Raw genomic sequence first — 17,597 nt, 5'->3', positions numbered from 1 at the left:
GCGGCAGCGTCTGACACCGGGCTGGCGCGGCGCTGGTTATGGTCAGGTTTTCAAAGGAAACACCGTCATGACCGTTCCCCCGATTCGCTCCCTGAAGGAACTCAAGGACTACGACGAGCGCCGGCCCGGCTTTGCGGGCGAGCACTGGCTGGTGCTTGGCGCCGGCCTGGCCGTGCTGATGGCGTCAAGCCGCAGCCGCTCATGGGTGATGCGGACTGCCGGCTCGGCGCTGGGCAGCGCCTTGCTGTACCGCGCGGCCAGCGGGCGCGACGGCCTGGCCAAGGTGTTGCCTTACCTGCCAGTGGGCAAACGGCGCTGGCCTTAAGAAACCAGCGGATCGGGACGTGCCGCCTGCAGCAGGTCGCGCGTCCTGAGCGCTTCGCGCCGCGCGGCCCCGGCAAAGTCGTCGCCCGATGAGGCGTACAAAATGGCGCGCGATGAATTGACGATGATGGGCGCGCCCGGCCGCCAGCCCGCGCGCACCGTGGCCACGGCATCGCCGCCCTGCGCGCCGACGCCGGGGATCAGCAGCGGCAGCGACGGCGCCACGGCGCGCACCTTTTCGATTTCCGCCGGATAGGTCGCGCCGACCACCAGCCCGAGCTGGCCGTTGAGGTTCCACGGGCCTTGCGCCAGCCGGGCGATGTGTTCGTACAGCAGCGGCTGGCCTTCGACCGACGCCAGGCGCTGGCTTTGCAGGTCGTCGCCGCCGGGATTGGACGTGCGGCACAGCAAAAAAGCGCCCTTGCCGGCGTACTTCAGGTAAGGCGCGACCGAATCAAAGCCCATGAAGGGCGACAGCGTGACCGCGTCGGCGCCGTAGCGCTCGAAGGCCTCGATGGCGTACTGGCCGGCGGTGCTGCCGATGTCGCCGCGCTTGGCGTCGAGGATGACGGGCACCTGCGGCGCGCTGCGGCGCATGTGGTCCATCAGGCGCTCCAGCTGGTCTTCGGCGCGGTGCGCAGCGAAATAGGCGATCTGCGGCTTGAAGGCAATGGCCAGGTCGGCAGTCGCATCGACAATCGCGGCGCAGAAATCGTAAATGCGGCTGGCGTCGCCCTTGAGCTGGCCGGGAAACCTGGCGGGATCGGGGTCCAGCCCGACGCACAGCATGGAGTTATTCTGGCGTTCTGCGGCGCCGAGCATGTCGAGAAAGGTCATGCACGTATTGTAAGAAGCCCGCCGTCAGCGGCTTGCAGCGGCCAGGCGCATCGCCAGGCACAGATCGTCCCAGGCCTTGGCCTTGTCCTGCGGGCAGCGCAGCAGGTAGGGCGCGTCATGGGTGACGACGGTGGGGCGGCCGTGCAGCGCATGCGGCTGGCCGCGCAGCTTGCCGAAGGGCTCGCTGGACGCCAGCAGCGCCTGCGCCGCCAGCCGGCCCATGACCAGCACCACGTCGGGCCGCGCCTGCTCGACCAAGGCCGACAGCGCGGCGGAGAATTCGCCCATCGCTCCGGAAATCGCCTGGCGCACCAGCGGCGCGAACAGCACGGCGCCGGCGTCCTGGTGCAGCCGGGCGGCGCGCAGCATGTTGTCTAGCAGCCGGCCGGCATCACCTTCGAACGCCGGGGCCTGCAAGCCGGCCGGCGGCGTCTGCGCCAGCACCAGCCAGCGCGCGCCGCTGGCCTGGGCGCTGTCGGCATACAGCGCTTGCGCCTGGCCCAGGCGCCAGCCGGGCTGGGCGCCGTCGTCCGGTATAGGGCCTGACGGCGCTGGTGCAGGCGCCGCAGCGCGGGCGGGCCGGGGCGGCGCCACGTCCTGTCGGGCGGCCGGCGGGGGCGCAGCAGCAGCCGCCAACGCCCTATCAGCCTGGAAATTTTGCCCAAAACCGGCTTTTGCGCTTGCTGGGTCTGCATAAGCAGCTATGACTTCAGTAGCAGGCGGCAAATCGGCCGCCGGCGCCAGGGGCTGCCAGACATGCACGCCCATTTCGTGCAGCATGGCGCGCCGGCGCTGGTCGAGGTTCAGGCTCATGGTGGGCGGCTTTTCATCAAAAAATTCACAACTTCAGGCTCATGACGATGGCGTCTTCGCCCCGGGGCGATGCCGCGCTGGCCGGGTAATAGTTGCGCCGGGTGCCGACTTGGCGAAAACCATGGCTTTGGTACACCGCGCGGGCGCGCACATTGCTGACGCGCACCTCCAGCCAGAGCCACTGCGCGCCTTGCCCGCGCGACCAGACGCTAAGCGCATCAAGCATCACCCGCGCCCAGCCCTGGCGCTGGAAGGCGGGCGCCACCGCGATGTTGAGCAGATGCACCTCGTCCACGCCCTTCATGGCGACAAAATAGCCGAGCAGTTCGGGCTGTTCCGCCGGGCCGGCGGTCAGCAGCTGCGCCTGGTAGCCGGCGTGGAGCGAGTCGAGGAAACTGCGCTCGCTCCAGGGATGCGGATAAGCGCTTTGCTCCACCCGGAACACCGTTGGCAGCCAGGCGGGCGTCATGGCTTCAAAGCGGGCTTCGAGCGGCTGGGAGGGCTGAGGGGCGGCGTTCATGTGCAGAGCCTGTCAGCTTTCCAGCGGCATCGCCGGCGCGGCCAGGGCATCAGCCTTGGCGCGGGCGCGCTCGTCGGTGGTCTGGGCGACCTTGTCGCGCACATACAGCGGCAAGGCTTGAGCGGCCTCGATGCAATGCCCGGCGGCGGCCAGCGCGGGCGCCAGGCGCAGCAGCGCGGTGGCGGTCGGCAAGGCCTCGATGCAGTCCAGCCCGGCCAGTTCCGCGGGCAGCCGGCCGGCGTAAACGCCGAACACATTGCCGGCCAGCAGTTGCGCCGCCGCGCCCGGCACCAGATTTTCAGGTCGGATCAGCTCGCAGTCTTTCAGTGGCCTGCATGAGCCGCTCCTGAATTCATAGCGCTGCACATACATCTCGTCCATGCGCGCATCGAGCAGCGCCGTGACGCTCAAGGGCGCGTCGCTTTCCGCCATGGCCCCGAAGCGCTGAAAGCGCGCTTCCTCGGCCACTGCCGCCAGCGTGTCGATGGGCAGCACCGGGATGCCCGCGCCGTGGTTGGCGCCAAAGGCCAGGCCCTGCGCCACCGCGCAGGCGGTGCGCAGGCCGGTGAACGAGCCCGGCCCCCGGCCAAAGGCAATCGCGTCGAGAGCGCCCAGGCCCAGGCCGGACTCGGCCAGCAGCGCCAGAATCGCCGGGATCAGGGTGGTCGAGGCTTGCGCGCCACCCGGGCTGCTGTGCTGCCAGACGCGCGCGCCATCGGTCACGGCAATCGACAGGCGGTCGGTGCTGGTGTCAAACGCGAGGAATTTAAGAGGTTTAGGCATCAAATAAGGCTTTTGCGCTTACTGGATAAGCGCGAGCAGCTATCAAAATCATAGTTATTCAAGCGCCGTGGTGCGCCAGCTTGAGAGCGGTCGGCGGTGCGCATCCGACGATTATCCTGCCTGCCAGCGTGCCACTGCTGCGGCGGATAATTGAGGCATGCTTTTGCCTCCCTTCCCGACCCGATCCCGCGCGCGCCTGGCCGCCGGCCTGCTGGCGCTGCTTGCCAGCGCGTACGCGAGCGCCCAAACCCTGCCGCCCGAGGTCGATGCGCTGCTGGCGCGCGCCAAGGTGCCGCGCGAAGCCTTCGCCGCCGTGGTCGTCGAGGCTGCGCCGGCGCTCAACGGAAAAACCGCGCCGCTGCTCAGCTACCGCGCCGGCAGCGCCATGAACCCGGCGTCGGTCATGAAGCTGGTCACGACCTATGCCGGGCTGGAACTGCTCGGCCCGGCCTACACCTGGGCCACACCGGTCTACACCGACGGTCCGGTGGCCGATGGCGTTCTGAACGGCAACCTGGTCATCCAGGGCCGGGGCGACCCGAAGCTGGTCATGGAGCGGCTGTGGCTGCTGCTGCGCCGGGTGCAGGGCCTGGGCATCAAGACCATCACCGGCGACATCGTGCTCGACCGCAGCGCCTTTGCCGCCTCGGCGCAAAATCCGGGCGACTTCGACGGCGAGGCGCTGCGGCCCTACAACGTGCAGCCCGATGCGCTGCTGGTCAACTACAAGTCGGTGGTGATGACCTTCGCGCCGAATCCCGGCAGCGGCAGCGCCAGCATCAGCTACGACCCGCCGCTGGCCGGCGTGCGGATGCAGGCCAGCGTGCCGCTGTCGGCGGGCAGCAACGGCCGCGCCACTTTGAGTGAATGCGGCGACTACCGCGCGCAGCTCCAGCCCGACCTGGCCGACCCGCTGCGCATGGCGTTTGCCGGCAGCTACCCGGCGGCCTGCGGCGAAAAGACCTGGGCCATCGCCTCGGCCGACCCGGCCAGCTATGCCCAGCGCGCGATTGCCGGGCTCTGGCAGGAAATGGGTGGCCAGTTGAAAGGCCGGGTGCGCGAGGGCACGGCGCCGCCCGGCTCGGCGCCGGCGTTCGAGATGGCGTCGCCGCCCTTGGCCGAGGTGATCCGCGACATCAACAAGTTCAGCAACAACGTGATGGCGCAGCAGCTGTTTTTGACGCTCAGCCTGCAGCGCCCCGGCGGCGCGAGCAACGAGGCGTCGCGCGAGGCGGTGCGCGGCTGGTGGCTGGCGCGCTTTGGTGCGCAGGATGTGCCGGTGCTGGACAACGGCTCGGGCCTGTCGCGGGGGGAGCGCGTCACGCCGCAGGGCCTGGCGCGCATGCTGCAGACCGCGTATGTGTCGGGCGCCATGCCCGAGCTGATGGCGTCGCTGCCGATCAGCGGCGTCGATGGCACCTTGAAGCGCAGCCGCTCGCAGGTGTCGCAAGGCTGGGCGCACCTGAAATCGGGCACCCTGCGCGATGCCACCGCGCTGGCCGGCTACGTCCACACGCCCAGCGGCCGGCGCCTGGTGGTGGTCGGCATCGTCAACCATGCCAACGCCCCGGCGGCGCGGCCTGCGCTCGAAGCGCTGGTGGACTGGGCGGTAAAGGAAGGCAGCCGATGATGGGGCTAAACCTGACCGACCTAGTCGGCTCGACGGCGGCCTTTTTGACGACCGCGAGCTTTCTGCCGCAGGCCTGGCTGAGCTTTCGCACGCGCGATGTCAGCGGCGTGTCGCTGGGGATGTACAGCGTGTTCACCGTGGGCGTGGCGTTGTGGCTGGCCTACGGCTGGCTGCTGGGCTCCTGGCCGATGGTGATTGCCAACACCATTACCTTGGCGCTTGCGGTGATGATCCTGGGAATGAAACTGGCTTACGGCCGGTCACCGGCTGCGAAGCAAGGATCCGGCACGCAGTAAGTTCCTGCTTCAGCGCCACTGCTGCCATGAACAGCCCAAGCGGACGCCTGCTCAAGGCGACACGATGCGGTCGCCGCGCACCGGAAAGCGGCCGCTGAAAAGGATGGGCAGCGGATCGCCACCCAGCGCTGCGCCGGCCGGGCTCGGGGTCTGCGCATGGACATGCAGGTGCGGCTCACCGGTATTGCCCGAGTTGCCGGCCGCTCCCAGCCAGTCGCCGACGGCAACCGTGGCCCCGGCGGGAACCTGGACGCTGCCGGGACGCAGGTGGCCGAGCAGCACATCGGCCCCGGCACACCGCAGCATCACATGGTTGCCCGCCAGGTGGTCGCGGTCCACCTCGGGCACCTGCATGTCGGGCAGCCCGTCCACGGCGAACACCACCTGGCCGGCGCACGGCGCGAGCACGCGGGCGCCGTGGATGCGATAGGCATTCGGGTCGGCAGGCAGCACACCGCGGGCTCGAAGCCCGAACGCGTCGAGCTTGACGATGTCGACGCCATACGACTGCCCGCGCCACTCGCGGAATCGGGGAATGCGGGCATCGAGGGTCATGAGGTGCGCGTTGGTGTTGATGTCACTGCCACCATTGACGACCAGGTAGACGCCAGGCTCCAGCGGGAACGCCAGGGTCACCGCACGCACCGGCGGCGCGGTCCGGCTGCGCAGTGCGATGACAATGCCGTAGGCCGACGCCGCGCCCAATGCAACGAAGAGCCCCGCGACCATCCACCCTCCCCAGGTCGCAGGCAGCCTGGATGCGAAAGGCCGGATGCGGCGCAGCCCCGCCCAGGCCGCCGCCCCGAGCGCCAGTCCGAACGCATAAGGCGCCCACCAGGGCGGCAGCAGCCATACGCCCAGCAAGGCCATCGCCCACAGCGTCATGGCGCTGCCGATGAGCTGAACGCCAAACCCGAACCGGCTCCGTGGCGGCGCGAACCCGATCCAGGCCATCAAGACCAGAGGCAGTGCGAACTGAGCCCAGAAAAGCGGGGTCACGGGGCCCGTTTCGGTTGCGAAAACGCCGGGCCGCCGAATCGCGGTTGCGCCAGCAGCCCCAGCGCCACCAGAACCAGCAGCGCCACCACCAGCGCGTAGGGCCGGTAACTCTCGCCGGTGGGCAACACCGGGATGATGGACGGCCAGGCGTTGATGGCGGTGTGAAGCACCAGGGCCGGCACCACGCTGCCCGCGGTGTGACGGGCAAGCCATGCGAAAAGGACTGACATCGCCACGACGCTGAGCAGGAACAGCGCCAGCGGAATGTGGGCTTGCGAGGTGCCGTCGATGAAAAACAGCGGCAGGTGCCACACGCCCCATACGGCCCCCAGCACCAGGCTGGCCATGCGCCAGCCGTGGCGATCCTGCAGCTGGCCCAGCGCATACCCGCGCCAGCCGAATTCCTCGCCCATCGGTCCGCCGACCAGGAAAATCAAAAAGAAATTCACCGCTGCCATCAGCACATGCCCGGCGGCCGGCGAGGGCGCGATGGCGCCACCCAGCGCGATGTGCATGGCCGCCGCCAGCGACATCAGGGCAAGGGGCAGGAAAAAGGCGAGCGCCATCCACCCGGCACCCACGCGCCATTGCAGGCAACGCCCGAACCAGACGCGCAGGCCGGCTCGCCCGCCGCCGTTCGCAACAACAACCACTGCGGCAATGCTGGGGCCGAAACTGCCCAGGAACATCAGCAGCGTGGCAAGCAGCGACGACTGCGCCTTGAGCGCCGGCGACAGCAGCCAGCAGGCCCACGACCAGGCGAACGTCAGGGCGAAAAAACCGCTCAGCGGATGCCGCCGCAGCCAGGGCTCACGCGTCAAGCCGGGCACGCCGGCAACTGCGGCTGCCACGCGCGGCGTCACGGCGCGAACTCGTAGGTCAGCGACGTGACGGCGCCGACAAAGTAGGGCTTGCGCCCTTGCGGCCGTAGCCAGGCGGCCTCGCCCGTGCGCGGCACCGTCATGCCGCCCTGCACCTGGTAGTCGGACCAGCTGCCTTCCCAGGGAACCATGACCATTTCTTTGCCAACCATGGCGCCCCGCGCCTCGGCGCGCGCTGAATCGATCAGGCCGGCGTCGTTAAAGCTGAACAGCAGCGTCAGCCTGAGCGGGCCGTCCACGATGCTGGCATTCGCCGAGCGGTCGTCGACCGCCTCCCAGCGCACGCCTTGGCTGGGCAGCAGCGCGGTCGGGTACCACGCCATTTCGGCGAAAAAACGCATGAGCTCGCCGCGGGCAATCTCGCCGCCGCCATGGACGTCGGCCACCGGGAACAAGCCTAGAGCCGCAGCGTGCAGCAGCCCCTCGCCAGCGATGTAGCCGTCGTGCACGCGCACCGCCAAACCGGGCAGCATGGACACCTGGGCGTCCCACAGGAAGCCCGGCCGACGGGTGACGACCCGTTGCCGGGAGGTGAACGGCTTCCACTGCTCGCCGGTGGCCGACAGGTTGAAGCTGCCGGCGAGTTCGACCGTGGCGGCGGCGATGATGGGCTGGCCTTCCTTCAGCGCCGCGCGAAAGTAGCGTTGCACCGGCGCGGGCAGGCCGTCGAGTTCGCGCGGGTCGAAGCGCGCCGGGGACGGCGGCCGAACCTTCTCGTCGATTCGCCCCGCTTCGAGCCGGCGGGTCAGCGTCCGCGTGGTATCGGTCCACCGTTTAGTCCCATAAGCCGAGAGGCCGACGGCAGCGACCGCCAGCAGGCAGAAAACCAGACCGAACCACAGCAGCAACGTCATCAGGTTTCCTTGGTGCCAGACCAGGTGCTGTCAGGCCAGCACGGCCTGAACCGGGCGGCGCAGGGACGGCGGCAAGGCCGGCCCTCGGCCGAAGCGCACCACCAGGTCGGGACGCAGGCCGGCCAGCCCGATGGCTGTGGCGAACTGCGGCCGAACCGATGCCACTTCGACCGGCTGGTTCAAAAACGCGTTGCGAATGCCCAGCGCCGTGGCCTGCAGCGCAAAGCGTTCGTAGCAGCGGCCCACGTCCACCCAGTGCGCCTTGTCGGCGGTTGTGCCGACAAACACCGCGATGCCGGCGGAGCTGCGAATCTGCCGCGCGTACTTGTCGTTCTCGCCCTTCGGCGTGAAGAACCGTTCGAAAGCGAGATTGCCCAGCCAGGCAGGAATGTTCGGATTGCCCGAGGACGCGCTGTACAGGCCGTCTCTCCGGCGCACCGCGTCGGCGCCGTTGAAGCGGATCCAGGCCTTGAGCTCCTTGACGAAGGCCGGATCGGCCATCTGGGCCGTGTTGCCCTGAACCACATAGTCGAGCGTTTGCTCCATCGCGGCTCTATCGGTCAACAGCAGCAAACGTGTGTTGTCAGAGCTGCCCGCGCGCTGCAACAGACCGAGTTCTTCGTTCGACAGCGGCTTCGCATCGAAGTCGCCACGGGTGCATTGCCGCTGGGCAATCGCCTTGAACAAGGCCCCGGCCTCGGCCCGGATGGGCTCAAGCGCCACGAACACGACGTCGCGCGCCGTGTCGAAGCGGGCATCGCCCTTGAACCCGTGGGCCAGCGCGGCCTGGGTCAGGTTTTCGGCAGCGCAGCCCAGCGACACGAAAAGGTGATGGTCGTCGGGGTCCACCGCCGGGCATCGCCGCGACAGGTCGGGCAGGAGGGTGATGGCTTTGCGCTTGTCCTGGTCGTCGAGGGCAAATTTCCAGCACTGCGTGTTGTGGCTGGACGGTGCCAGCGTGGCGTAGCGCACCAGTTCCCGGCCAAGCGCGGCGCCTTCGAAACCATCAAGGCCGCCAAGGCGCCAGGTTTGACGCGCGACCGTCTCGTAGCTCTGCGCCGCAGGGTCGGGCGAGCAGCCAGGCAGCGCCCCGGCGCCGCCAAAAAGCAAAGGCGCCGAAGCGGCGAAACGTCTGCGGTTGATCATGTGGGAGGCGCTCCATGCGGCAGGCGTGCCGTGGCCAGCAAGCCGATGGCCACTGTCGCGATGACTGCGACGGCCAAGGCCGCGAGAAACACTGGTGCAGGCCACGCCGCATCGTTGTAGTCGCGAAATACACCGTAAAACTGCTCGCATGAGAACGGTATTTGCATAGCCTTCAGTGTAAGAGGCGTCGACGGCCGCAGTCTGTGCGCTGCCGCACAGGACATGGCGGTGCCTCTCCGCGCGGGCCTGGTTAACGCACGCCGCTGGAGTCACACACCCGACCGCCAGATTTATGGTTGAACGATCATTCCCGTGAAGTTTGGTCAAAACAGCATTTTGCACTCGTCAACAGTTCGTTAGTAGCTATTAAAAACATAGCATATGCTGCGCTGATCGTATTTTGTTCCTGCTCTTGTAGCGGCGCTCCGCTGGCTCGATCCGGTCGATGTCGGCGTTCATCGCCACCTGCTCGCCAGCCAATCAGGGATTTCCCGCCCTAAAACTCGCCTGTTTCCGACAACCGCGCAGCGCCAGCGACGATACGCCGGACGACTGGCTGGCACCATACTTGCATGCAGTTGAACCGGCTCCATCGGGAGCACGTCCTTGTGCTTCCACCCCCCCCTTTTTCGAGCGCACTGCCATGTACATCAAAATTGGTTTTGACATTCAGCTGGCCATCACGTCGCCGATGGCGCTGGTGTATGTGCTGCATGTGCATCCGTCGCGGCGCGACGACCTGCTGGCGCCCGAAATCGTCCTGATCGAGCCCAATTTGCAGGCTGACGAGTACCTGGACGCCTTTGGCAACCAGTGCGGCCGCGTCAATGCGCCGGCCGGGGTCGGCGAGGTGCGCTTTCACAGCCAGTCCATCATCCGCGACCCGGGCCAGCCCGACGAGGTGAACTGGGCGGCCATGCAGCATGACCCGACCGAGCTGCCGCCGGCCACGCTGCAGTTCCTGCTGCCCAGCCGCTACTGCGAGGTGGACAGCGAACTGCTGCAGTTCGCCTGGAACCAGTTCGGCCAGACGCCGGCCGGCTGGACGCGGGTGCAGGCGATTTGCGACTTTGTGCACAACCACATCCGCTTCGACTACAGCGCCGCCCGCGCCACGCGCACCGCCGTCGAAGGCTGGCGCGAAGGCACCGGCGTGTGCCGCGACTTCACGCATCTGGCGGTGACGCTGTGCCGCTGCATGAACATCCCGGCGCGCTACTGCACCGGCTACCTGGGCGACATCGGCATTCCCCCGGTGCCCTATCCGATGGATTTCAGCGCCTGGTTCGAGGTGTTTCTGGGCGGGCGCTGGTACACCTTTGACGCGCGCCACAACACGCCGCGCATCGGCCGCATCGTGATGGCGCGCGGCCGCGATGCCGGCGATGTGCCGCTGACCATGGCTTTCGGGCCGAACACCCTGAAAAAATTCGAGGTCACCTCCTACGAGGTCGATAGGCATGGCCATGCCATCAGCACGGTGTGAACCCGGCGCCTGTCGCTGATGCGCTGGTCATCACCTGCGAGCATGGCGGGCGCGAGGTGCCTGCCGCTTATGCCTTGCTGTTCGCCGGCCACGACGCCCTGCTGGAAACCCACCGAGGCTGGGACCCAGGGGCGCTGGAACTGGCGCGGCAGATGGCCCGGACGCTTGACGCACCGCTGTTCGCCGCCACCACCACGCGCCTGCTGATCGACCTGAACCGTTCCATCGGCCACCGGCAGCTGCATTCGGAGGCCACGCGCGGCCTGCCCGCAGCCGCCCGGCGCGAAATGGCCGCGCAGCATTACCGGCCGCACCGCGATGCGGTCGAAGCCGAAGTCGCGCGCCTGGTTGCCGGCGGCCGGCGCGTCATCCACATTGCCTCGCACAGCTTCACGCCCGAGCTGAACGGCGTGGTGCGCCAGGCCGATGTGGCTTGGCTGTATGACCCGCGGCGCGCCGGCGAGGGCGCGCTGGCATCGCGCTGGCTCGGCGCCTTGCGCCGGCACCGGCCCGAGCTGAAGCTGCGCCGCAATTACCCGTATGAAGGCAAGGGCGACGGCCTGACCTCGCTGCTGCGCAAGCGCCATGCGCCCGGGCAGTATGTCGGCCTGGAACTGGAGGTGAACCAGCGCTTTTTCCTGGCAGGCGGCGACGCCTGGGCGGCGCTGCGCAGCGACATCACCGACGCGCTGGGCGATGTGTTGGCACTGCCGGGCTGACACGGCGCAGGTAGCGTGGCCCCGGCCATCGGGGATACTGCGGGCTTCTGAAATTTTTGCGAATCGAGCAAGCCCATGACCACAGCCCCCGCCTGCCCCCAGTGCGCAATGGAAAACACCTACCCGGACGCTGAAAACTATGTCTGCGCCGATTGCGGCCACGAGTGGCCGATGGCCGCCGTCCTGGACAGCGACGACAGCGCCGAAGCCGTGGTCAAGGATTCCAACGGCAACGTGCTGGCCGACGGCGACGCTGTGGTGCTGATCAAGGACCTGAAGGTCAAGGGCTCGTCCACCACGCTCAAGATGGGCACCAAGGTCAAGAGCATCCGGCTGGTCGGCGGCGACCATGAGGTGGACTGCAAGATGGATACTGGCAGCTTCATGCTGAAAGCCTGCTTCCTGAAGAAGGTTTGAAGCCTGGGTAAGCCCCGGATCATGGAAAATCGACCCCACTCGCGCTAACCTCAAAATAACCCACAAAAGATCTCCATGAACGAAGCAATTTCACGCCCTGCCCTGCCCGACCGCCTGTCCGTTGACCCGCGCAGCCCCCACCATGTTGCTGCCGTGTTCGAGCAGGACATTGGCATTCGCCTGAACGGCAAGGAGCACATCAATGTCGAGGAATACTGCATCAGCGAAGGCTGGGTGAAAGTGCCCGCCGGCAAAACGCTGGACCGCAAGGGCCAGCCGCTGCTGATCAAGCTCAAGGGCAAGGTCGAGGCGTTCTACAAATAACGGGCGCTATGGGCAGGCCGTGCCTGCTATGGCTTGATGGCGATCTTCAGCACCCCGTCGCGCTGGTGCGAAAACAGCTCGTAGGCCTCGACGATATTTTCCAGCTTGTAGGTGTGCGTCACCATCACGCCCAGATCCACCCGGCCGGAAGCCACCACATTCATCAGCCGGCGCATGCGTTCCTTGCCGCCCGGGCACAGGGCGGTGACGATGGCATGGTCGCCCAGGCCGGCGGCAAAGGCCGACAGCGGAATGGTCAGGTCGCTCGAATACACGCCCAGGCTCGACAGCGTGCCGCCGGGTTTGAGCACCCGCAGCGCCGATTCGAACGTCGCCTGCGTGCCGAGGGCCTCGATCGATGAATCCGCGCCGCGCCCGCCGGTGAGCTTCATGATCTCTTCGACCACGTCGCAGTTGTTGAAATTCAGCGTCACGTCGGCGCCCAGCTTTTTCGAAATGCCCAGGCGGTGGTCGTTGCCATCGACGGCGATGATGGTGCTGGCGCCCAGCAAGCGCGCGCCGGCTGTGGCGCACAGGCCGATCGGCCCCTGGGCAAACACCACCACCGTGTCGCCAATCTTGATGCGGGCGTTTTCCGCGCCCTTGAAGCCGGTGGACATGATGTCCGGACACATCAGCACCTGCTCGTCGGTGAGGCCGTCGGGAATCGGCGCCAGGTTGGCCTGCGCGTCGGGCACCAGCACGTATTCGGCCTGCGTGCCGTCGATCAGGTTGCCGAAGCGCCAGCCGGCGGTGGCTTTGTAGCCGTGGCAGCCGCACAGGCCCATCGGCACCAGGTAGCTGCCGTCCTGCGACGGCGCGCCGTCCTGCGCGGCGTAGGAGTTGAAGTTCGGGCAGATGGCGCCGGCAATCACGCGCTGGCCTTCGCTGTAGCCCTGCACGGCGCTGCCGAGCTTTTCGATCACGCCGACCGGCTCATGGCCAATGGTCAGCCCCTTGGCGACGGGGTATTCGCCCTTGAGGATGTGCACGTCCGTGCCGCAGATGGTGGTGGTGGTGATGCGCACCAGGGCGTCATTGGGTCCGACGTCGGGGATGCGCTTGTCGGCAATTTCAATACGGCCGGGTTCAACAAAAATGGCGGCTTTCATCATGGCGGACATGGGCATTCCTTGGCAGTGGACAGGGATTTCGGGCGGGGCGAATCAAGCCAGTCTATGCTTTGGCGCAGGCCGGCGGCAGGGCATGCAGCCCGGGTTGACATAGGTCAAGGCGACGTCAAAGTCAGATTCGCCTTGAAGCGCTGCCAGGTGGCTCATGGCGCAACAGGCTCCGGCACCCAGTCGCTGCTGCCGCTGCCGTGTACCGCATGGCGGTAAATCCTGCCGTCATGCGGCTCGATGCACAGCAGATGCAGCCATCCACCCGCCACCAGCTGGGCCAGCTTTTCATGCCGGTGCACGATGCTGGAAATGGCCTGCCGTGGCGCTTCGATCCAGACGCTCAGGCGCAGCGGCGTGTGCACCCAGCTTGTTCCGTCATGCAGCGACTGCATCGGCAGGCCGATGCGCAGGTCGCCGCCATTGCCCTCGAACACGCCGATGTTGGCGCCCACCACGTTGTGTAGCACCTTGTTGCCGCTGCCCCAGCGGCGGTTGTCGACGGTTGATGCGTAATACTGCATGTTGATCCAGTGGGCGACCACCACCGGCGCGGTGAGGATCAGCTCAAGCACGCCATAGCCGGCATCGTCTGCATGGCTGTAGTCATGCAAAAAGCTGCGCCCCTGCAGATCGAGGTGGCGCGTGCGCTCGCGCGGCGCGGCAATGAAACCGGCATTGTTGGCCAGCCCCCATTCGGGGCGCACCTGGGACCAGTCGCCCGCCCGCTGGCGCAGCGCATCCATCAGCGCCTCCGGCGCCTGGGCGGCCAGGCCCAGGGCGGGCGCGCGCTCGGCACGGATGCGCTGGCCGGCCTGCGCCAGCCATTGCCGCGCCTGCGCCAGCGCGGCCCCGTGGCTGGCTTGCATCTCCTGCGTGTCGAACAGCGTGATTTCATCGGTGGTGGTGTTGTGCAGCCCGGCCACGAAACGGGTGTCCTCGGGCAGTGCCATGCCTTGGGCGACAAGCCCGGCGCGAATGTCGCTGCGGTTGAGCAAGCCGGCCAGCACCCGTGCATTGACCTCGCCGGTCTGGCCGCAGCAGGCGCCGCAGTCCAGGCCGGCCGCATGCGGGTTGTTGGTGGTCTGGCTGCCGTGGCCGATCAGCAGCACCAGTGGCGCAAAGCCGCCCCGCATCGACATCGCGCCCAGCACGCCGGCGGCTAGGTTGATGGAATCAGCCAGCGCCATGCCATTGATCACCGGGCGCAAGCGGGCGTATTCGCCTGGCTGCAGGCCGTCGCTGTCGGCGCCTGGGACGCCGGCAGCGGCCTTGCCGGGCATGCTGGCGCGCAGCAGCTTCCAGGCATAACCCAGGCCTGCGGTTTCGACAAAGCCAAAACCGCTGCTTGCCGTGGTCCGAAAGCCTTCCCACGCCTGGGACAACCCCAACCGAAAGCGCCGGCTGGCCTGCAGCTGCTCTGTGGCCTCGCGCGTGGCGGCCTCGGCGGCCACCCGCAGCTGGGGCGCGAGCAGGCCCGGCAATTGCGGCCGCGCCGTGCTGCCGGCAAAGGGCAGGTATTCGATGGGCAGGCCGAAAAAGCCGGCAAAGCCGTGGGTGCGGATTGCCGGGTCGCTCGTCTCAAGCGCGCGGCGCATCGGCTCGGACCGCACGTCAATGCAGAAAACCGCTTGCATCGCAGGCCGCGCCGGCTGTGCGGATGCCGGGGGCGCCGGCCGCAGCAGGCCCTGGCTGACCTGCTGCTGCCAGCTGATGTCGAGCGCATCCTGCCACACCCAGGCGGGCGAATCATCGCTGGCCGGGCCAGGCGCGCGGCGCGCGGTGCGCCACTGGCCGAACAGGGCCTCGTCGGCTGCGCAGTCGGCCAGTACCCATTCCCAGGCCAGGCGGATGGCGAGCAGTTGCTCCAGGTGATCGTCTAGCTCGCCTTGCTGCCCGGCCTGCCAGCGCAGGTAGGCGCACCAGGCGGCCCAGCCGTTGACGCTCAGCAGCAAGGCGGTGAAATAGGCCGCGTATTCGTCGGGTCCGATTCTCAAGGCCCGGCAGACGAAGCCGATGAGTTCGCCGTGCTGCGCCGGCAGCGCGGCAATGCGCCCTGCGATGCCGTCAATGCCTAGCAGCATCGACGGGCCGTCGTCGTGCGAGGCGATTTCCTGCCACGCCGCATACAGCGAGGTGGCATGCGTCGGCCGCCAGCGCGCCTGGCCCTGGTCGAACCAGGAGGCGCAGTGCTGCCCCATGGCATGGATCACCACGTCCTGGCAGGCGGGCAGATGCCGCAGGTCTCGCCGCGCATCCAGCGCTTCGGTGAACAGCATCAAGCGCGCAGGCTGCGCAGCGCCGGCCCTGTCGGCCGCGCACTGGCGCCGGAAGGCATCGGCATCTAGCGCCAGGCCGCGCCGGCTAAGCGCCTCGCCCAGCCCGCTGTCGGTGATGCGGCCCTCGGCATGCCGGGCGAGATACCAGTCCATCGGCATGGTCAGCGGCGAGCCGCACAGGTGCTTGACGCGCGCAGAAGCTGCCTGGATCGGCTCGTCGACAAAACCCCACCAGGGATTGACGGCAATGAAACGGTCCAGCGGCCAGCTGGGCGCAATGCGCAGGCAGGCCGCCTGCACTGCTTGCGCCAGCAGGTCAGGGTCATGCTCGCCGTCAGGCGCCCTGTCATGGACTGTGTCTGTCGCCATGTCAGGCATACCGCTGCGCAAGGACACAGGCCGGGCCAAATCGATCTGGGTGGAATTAATCATTGCTTTTCCTTGGTTGCTCTGGTTGCTCTGGATGTGGAAATCACCGGCAAGGTGGCCTGGTCGCGCCGCGCCGTACCCATCCGGACAGGCCAGAGGCGCAGCGTGAGGCGGGTAAACAGTTCATCAAGGTGAAAGCCGGCGAAAGCGCGCGGATGCAGCCAGCGCGACAAGCGCCCCTGCGGCTGGCCAAGCACGATTTGCTGCACGACCAGCAGCCCTGCCAGGCAGATGGCGGCCACGGCCAGGCCGAGATGGCCGGGCGGCAAGCTGGACGCCGGCACCAGGCTGGCGAACAGGCGGTGCCACAGGCCGTACAGCAAGGCCAGGCCGAAGGCGCAGGCGATGAGCAGCACCACCTGGCGCGATGCGCGCGTTTCGGCGGGTGCGCTGACCAGCGGCAGCAGGCTGCTGGCCAGCGCGCCGCCCAGCACCCACAGGGCGGGCTCATGGCGCGGGTCCAGCCCGCTGGCAAAGCCCGCCAGCCCCAGGGCCAGCAGCAGCCCGGCCAGCGCGAGCAGCTTCAAGCCGTTGCCCAGCGGACGGTGGACCGGGGCGATGCCCAGCATGCGCTGCCGGGCCACGGTTTCACCGGCGCCCAAAAAGGCATGGGCCTTGTACAGCGAATGCGCCAGCAGGTGCAGCAGCGCCAGCGGATAGGCGCCCAGGCCGATTTCGAGCAGCATGAAGCCCATCTGGGCGCAGGTTGACCAGGCCAGCATCACCTTCACGCTGATGCGCGTCATCATGACCAGCGCCGCCAGCGCTGCGGTGGCGCTGCCCGCCACCACCAGCAGCAGCTGCGCCGCAGGCGCGGTTTCCAGCAGTCCGGCCAGGCGCAGCAGCACAAAGCCGCCGATGTTCACAATGCCGGCGTGAAGCAGCGCGGAAACCGGTGTCGGCGCCTCCATCACCTGCAGCAGCCAGCCGTGGAAAGGCAACTGCGCGCACTTCAGGATGGCGCTCAGCACGAACAGCACGGCCGCCAGCTGAAGGCCGATATCGACCGGATGCCCGCCGGCCAGAAGCTGGCTGATGCGGTCGATTTGCAGCGTGTCCAGGCTGAGGAACACCAGCAGCGTGCCGGCAAGCGTGAGCAGGTCGGCGGCGCGGCTGATCAGGAATTTCTTGTGCGCGGCCACGATGGCGGCAGGCCGGTCCCGGTAGAAGGTGAGCAGCTGGTGCAGCGCCAGGCTGGTGGCGGTCCAGGCCAGGCAGAGCAGCAGCAGGTTGTTCAGCATGACGAGCAGCCACACGGCGGCCAGCGTCAGGCAGAGCCAGGCAAGGTAGCGGCTTTGGCCCGGGTCGCCAGCGAGGTAGTTGCGCGAGTAGCGCACGATGACCCAGCCGAGAAACGTGGTCAGCGCCAGCATCATGACGCTCAGGGCGTCAAGCCTCACCGCAGGCAACCAGGCCGCAGGAGCGACGCTGGCCGCCCCATGCACCGCCACCTCCAGTCCGGCCAGCAGGGCGGTGAGCAGCGCCATCAGGGAAATTCCCTGCGCCAGTGGCCAGGCCTTGTCGGGCCGCGGTGTCCGGCGCGACGCCAGCCAGGCAGGCAGCAGCAGGGCGCAGGGCAAAAACAGGATCAACACCGCCAGCACTGCCTGCAATGCAGACGCCGGGGCATGGGAAATTGGCAACATGGTTCTGGGTCGTCCGTTAGGTAGGAAAACCCGATGGTGGCGCACTTTCCGTGTTCTGTAAAATTCAAAATTAGTCTAATATCGTTCTATTAA

19 protein-coding genes are annotated in these 17,597 nt (G+C 67.6%); 7 read left to right on the top strand and 12 right to left on the bottom strand.

What is annotated here, in order from left to right:
* Window positions 1-67 precede the first annotated feature (67 nt).
* The gene (locus ACP7AD_RS04150) at window positions 68-325 is read left to right on the top strand and encodes a hypothetical protein (protein WP_426148130.1); all 258 of its coding nucleotides are present in this window, start codon (window positions 68-70) and stop codon (window positions 323-325) included.
* Here the strand turns inward: ACP7AD_RS04150 and pyrF are convergent.
* Genes pyrF through tsaB form a run of 4 tightly spaced genes read right to left on the bottom strand, consistent with a single transcriptional unit; the run spans window position 322 to window position 3,277 of the window.
* Window positions 322-1,161 carry an orotidine-5'-phosphate decarboxylase gene (gene pyrF / locus ACP7AD_RS04145; protein ID WP_426148129.1) on the bottom strand — a complete coding sequence of 280 codons (840 nt, stop codon included), beginning with the start codon at window positions 1,159-1,161 and terminating at the stop codon, window positions 322-324. The genes ACP7AD_RS04150 and pyrF overlap by 4 nt on opposite strands.
* Window positions 1,162-1,185: 24 nt before the next feature.
* Window positions 1,186-1,974 (bottom strand): uracil-DNA glycosylase family protein, encoded by a 789-nt coding sequence (locus ACP7AD_RS04140; RefSeq protein WP_426148128.1) that lies wholly within the window; start codon window positions 1,972-1,974, stop codon window positions 1,186-1,188.
* 25 nt (window positions 1,975-1,999) lie between these two features.
* Entirely contained in the window at window positions 2,000-2,494 is a 495-nt protein-coding gene (gene rimI, locus ACP7AD_RS04135) for a ribosomal protein S18-alanine N-acetyltransferase (protein WP_426148127.1), read from the bottom strand.
* 12 nt (window positions 2,495-2,506) lie between these two features.
* The gene (gene tsaB, locus ACP7AD_RS04130) at window positions 2,507-3,277 is read right to left on the bottom strand and encodes a tRNA (adenosine(37)-N6)-threonylcarbamoyltransferase complex dimerization subunit type 1 TsaB (protein ID WP_426148126.1); all 771 of its coding nucleotides are present in this window, start codon (window positions 3,275-3,277) and stop codon (window positions 2,507-2,509) included.
* A 157-nt stretch (window positions 3,278-3,434) separates the two neighbouring features.
* Between tsaB and dacB the strand changes: the two genes are divergently transcribed.
* Window positions 3,435-4,907 carry a D-alanyl-D-alanine carboxypeptidase/D-alanyl-D-alanine endopeptidase gene (gene dacB, locus ACP7AD_RS04125; protein ID WP_426148125.1) on the top strand — a complete coding sequence of 491 codons (1,473 nt, stop codon included), beginning with the start codon at window positions 3,435-3,437 and terminating at the stop codon, window positions 4,905-4,907.
* Complete coding sequence (locus ACP7AD_RS04120; protein ID WP_426148159.1) at window positions 4,907-5,203, top strand: SemiSWEET family sugar transporter; 297 nt, start codon at window positions 4,907-4,909, stop codon at window positions 5,201-5,203. Before dacB ends, ACP7AD_RS04120 begins: the two co-directional genes overlap by 1 nt.
* Before the next feature lie 51 nt (window positions 5,204-5,254).
* On the opposite strand, the gene ACP7AD_RS04115 is transcribed toward ACP7AD_RS04120, so the two are convergent.
* From ACP7AD_RS04115 to ACP7AD_RS04095, 5 genes are read right to left on the bottom strand one after another with little or no spacing between them, the layout of a single operon-like run.
* A complete protein-coding gene (locus ACP7AD_RS04115; RefSeq protein ID WP_426148124.1) occupies window positions 5,255-6,202 on the bottom strand; it encodes a peptidoglycan DD-metalloendopeptidase family protein in 948 nt (315 codons plus the stop codon).
* Entirely contained in the window at window positions 6,199-7,065 is an 867-nt protein-coding gene (locus ACP7AD_RS04110) for a CPBP family intramembrane glutamic endopeptidase (RefSeq protein ID WP_426148123.1), read from the bottom strand. Before ACP7AD_RS04110 ends, ACP7AD_RS04115 begins: the two co-directional genes overlap by 4 nt.
* On the bottom strand, window positions 7,062-7,937 hold the full coding sequence (locus ACP7AD_RS04105) for a DUF6920 family protein (RefSeq protein ID WP_426148122.1): 876 nt from the start codon (window positions 7,935-7,937) through the stop codon (window positions 7,062-7,064). Before ACP7AD_RS04105 ends, ACP7AD_RS04110 begins: the two co-directional genes overlap by 4 nt.
* A 30-nt stretch (window positions 7,938-7,967) precedes the next feature.
* A complete protein-coding gene (locus ACP7AD_RS04100; RefSeq protein ID WP_426148121.1) occupies window positions 7,968-9,083 on the bottom strand; it encodes an Acg family FMN-binding oxidoreductase in 1,116 nt (371 codons plus the stop codon).
* Window positions 9,080-9,250 carry a hypothetical protein gene (locus tag ACP7AD_RS04095; protein ID WP_426148120.1) on the bottom strand — a complete coding sequence of 57 codons (171 nt, stop codon included), beginning with the start codon at window positions 9,248-9,250 and terminating at the stop codon, window positions 9,080-9,082. Before ACP7AD_RS04095 ends, ACP7AD_RS04100 begins: the two co-directional genes overlap by 4 nt.
* Window positions 9,251-9,726: 476 nt before the next feature.
* Here ACP7AD_RS04095 and ACP7AD_RS04090 point away from each other — a divergent pair, with 476 nt between their 5' ends.
* The 4 genes from ACP7AD_RS04090 (at window position 9,727) to ACP7AD_RS04075 (ending at window position 12,029) form a co-directional block, all read left to right on the top strand.
* Window positions 9,727-10,569 carry a transglutaminase-like domain-containing protein gene (locus ACP7AD_RS04090; protein WP_426148119.1) on the top strand — a complete coding sequence of 281 codons (843 nt, stop codon included), beginning with the start codon at window positions 9,727-9,729 and terminating at the stop codon, window positions 10,567-10,569.
* The gene (locus ACP7AD_RS04085) at window positions 10,566-11,288 is read left to right on the top strand and encodes an N-formylglutamate amidohydrolase (RefSeq protein WP_426148118.1); all 723 of its coding nucleotides are present in this window, start codon (window positions 10,566-10,568) and stop codon (window positions 11,286-11,288) included. Before ACP7AD_RS04090 ends, ACP7AD_RS04085 begins: the two co-directional genes overlap by 4 nt.
* A gap of 75 nt (window positions 11,289-11,363) precedes the next feature.
* Window positions 11,364-11,705 carry a zinc ribbon domain-containing protein YjdM gene (locus ACP7AD_RS04080; protein WP_426148117.1) on the top strand — a complete coding sequence of 114 codons (342 nt, stop codon included), beginning with the start codon at window positions 11,364-11,366 and terminating at the stop codon, window positions 11,703-11,705.
* Window positions 11,706-11,780: 75 nt separating this feature from the next.
* Window positions 11,781-12,029: a DUF3297 family protein gene (locus ACP7AD_RS04075; protein WP_426148116.1), complete on the top strand. Its 249-nt coding sequence runs from the start codon at window positions 11,781-11,783 to the stop codon at window positions 12,027-12,029.
* Between the two features lie 26 nt (window positions 12,030-12,055).
* Here ACP7AD_RS04075 and ACP7AD_RS04070 read toward each other — a convergent pair whose 3' ends face one another.
* The 3 genes from ACP7AD_RS04070 to ACP7AD_RS04060 form a co-directional block, all read right to left on the bottom strand.
* The gene (locus tag ACP7AD_RS04070) at window positions 12,056-13,153 is read right to left on the bottom strand and encodes an NAD(P)-dependent alcohol dehydrogenase (RefSeq protein ID WP_426148115.1); all 1,098 of its coding nucleotides are present in this window, start codon (window positions 13,151-13,153) and stop codon (window positions 12,056-12,058) included.
* A 152-nt stretch (window positions 13,154-13,305) separates the two neighbouring features.
* Window positions 13,306-15,861: a YbcC family protein gene (locus tag ACP7AD_RS04065; protein WP_426148114.1), complete on the bottom strand. Its 2,556-nt coding sequence runs from the start codon at window positions 15,859-15,861 to the stop codon at window positions 13,306-13,308.
* Window positions 15,858-17,504 carry an NADH-quinone oxidoreductase subunit L gene (locus tag ACP7AD_RS04060; RefSeq protein WP_426148113.1) on the bottom strand — a complete coding sequence of 549 codons (1,647 nt, stop codon included), beginning with the start codon at window positions 17,502-17,504 and terminating at the stop codon, window positions 15,858-15,860. Before ACP7AD_RS04060 ends, ACP7AD_RS04065 begins: the two co-directional genes overlap by 4 nt.
* Window positions 17,505-17,597 lie beyond the last annotated feature (93 nt).

Source organism: Polaromonas sp. DSP2-3-2b2 (genome assembly GCF_049895905.1).
Taxonomy (GTDB): Bacteria; Pseudomonadota; Gammaproteobacteria; order Burkholderiales; family Burkholderiaceae_C; genus Polaromonas.
Note: the sequence above shows the minus strand (reverse complement) of the source record. Positions and strands in the feature narration are given on the sequence as shown.

What these genes read in the sequence shown, in the direction of transcription:
- ACP7AD_RS04105 (WP_426148122.1), bottom strand. Translation starts at nt 7,937, where the DNA reads ATGACGTTGCTGCTGTGGTTCGGTCTGGTTTTCTGCCTGCTGGCGGTC.
- ACP7AD_RS04070 (WP_426148115.1), bottom strand. Translation starts at nt 13,153, where the DNA reads ATGTCCGCCATGATGAAAGCCGCCATTTTTGTTGAACCCGGCCGTATT.
- ACP7AD_RS04065 (WP_426148114.1), bottom strand. Translation starts at nt 15,861, where the DNA reads ATGATTAATTCCACCCAGATCGATTTGGCCCGGCCTGTGTCCTTGCGC.
- ACP7AD_RS04060 (WP_426148113.1), bottom strand. Translation starts at nt 17,504, where the DNA reads ATGTTGCCAATTTCCCATGCCCCGGCGTCTGCATTGCAGGCAGTGCTG.
- ACP7AD_RS04075 (WP_426148116.1), top strand. Translation starts at nt 11,781, where the DNA reads ATGAACGAAGCAATTTCACGCCCTGCCCTGCCCGACCGCCTGTCCGTT.
- rimI (WP_426148127.1), bottom strand. Translation starts at nt 2,494, where the DNA reads ATGAACGCCGCCCCTCAGCCCTCCCAGCCGCTCGAAGCCCGCTTTGAA.
- ACP7AD_RS04120 (WP_426148159.1), top strand. Translation starts at nt 4,907, where the DNA reads ATGGGGCTAAACCTGACCGACCTAGTCGGCTCGACGGCGGCCTTTTTG.
- dacB (WP_426148125.1), top strand. Translation starts at nt 3,435, where the DNA reads ATGCTTTTGCCTCCCTTCCCGACCCGATCCCGCGCGCGCCTGGCCGCC.
- tsaB (WP_426148126.1), bottom strand. Translation starts at nt 3,277, where the DNA reads ATGCCTAAACCTCTTAAATTCCTCGCGTTTGACACCAGCACCGACCGC.
- ACP7AD_RS04150 (WP_426148130.1), top strand. Translation starts at nt 68, where the DNA reads ATGACCGTTCCCCCGATTCGCTCCCTGAAGGAACTCAAGGACTACGAC.
- ACP7AD_RS04080 (WP_426148117.1), top strand. Translation starts at nt 11,364, where the DNA reads ATGACCACAGCCCCCGCCTGCCCCCAGTGCGCAATGGAAAACACCTAC.
- ACP7AD_RS04140 (WP_426148128.1), bottom strand. Translation starts at nt 1,974, where the DNA reads ATGAGCCTGAACCTCGACCAGCGCCGGCGCGCCATGCTGCACGAAATG.
- pyrF (WP_426148129.1), bottom strand. Translation starts at nt 1,161, where the DNA reads ATGACCTTTCTCGACATGCTCGGCGCCGCAGAACGCCAGAATAACTCC.
- ACP7AD_RS04090 (WP_426148119.1), top strand. Translation starts at nt 9,727, where the DNA reads ATGTACATCAAAATTGGTTTTGACATTCAGCTGGCCATCACGTCGCCG.
- ACP7AD_RS04095 (WP_426148120.1), bottom strand. Translation starts at nt 9,250, where the DNA reads ATGCAAATACCGTTCTCATGCGAGCAGTTTTACGGTGTATTTCGCGAC.
- ACP7AD_RS04100 (WP_426148121.1), bottom strand. Translation starts at nt 9,083, where the DNA reads ATGATCAACCGCAGACGTTTCGCCGCTTCGGCGCCTTTGCTTTTTGGC.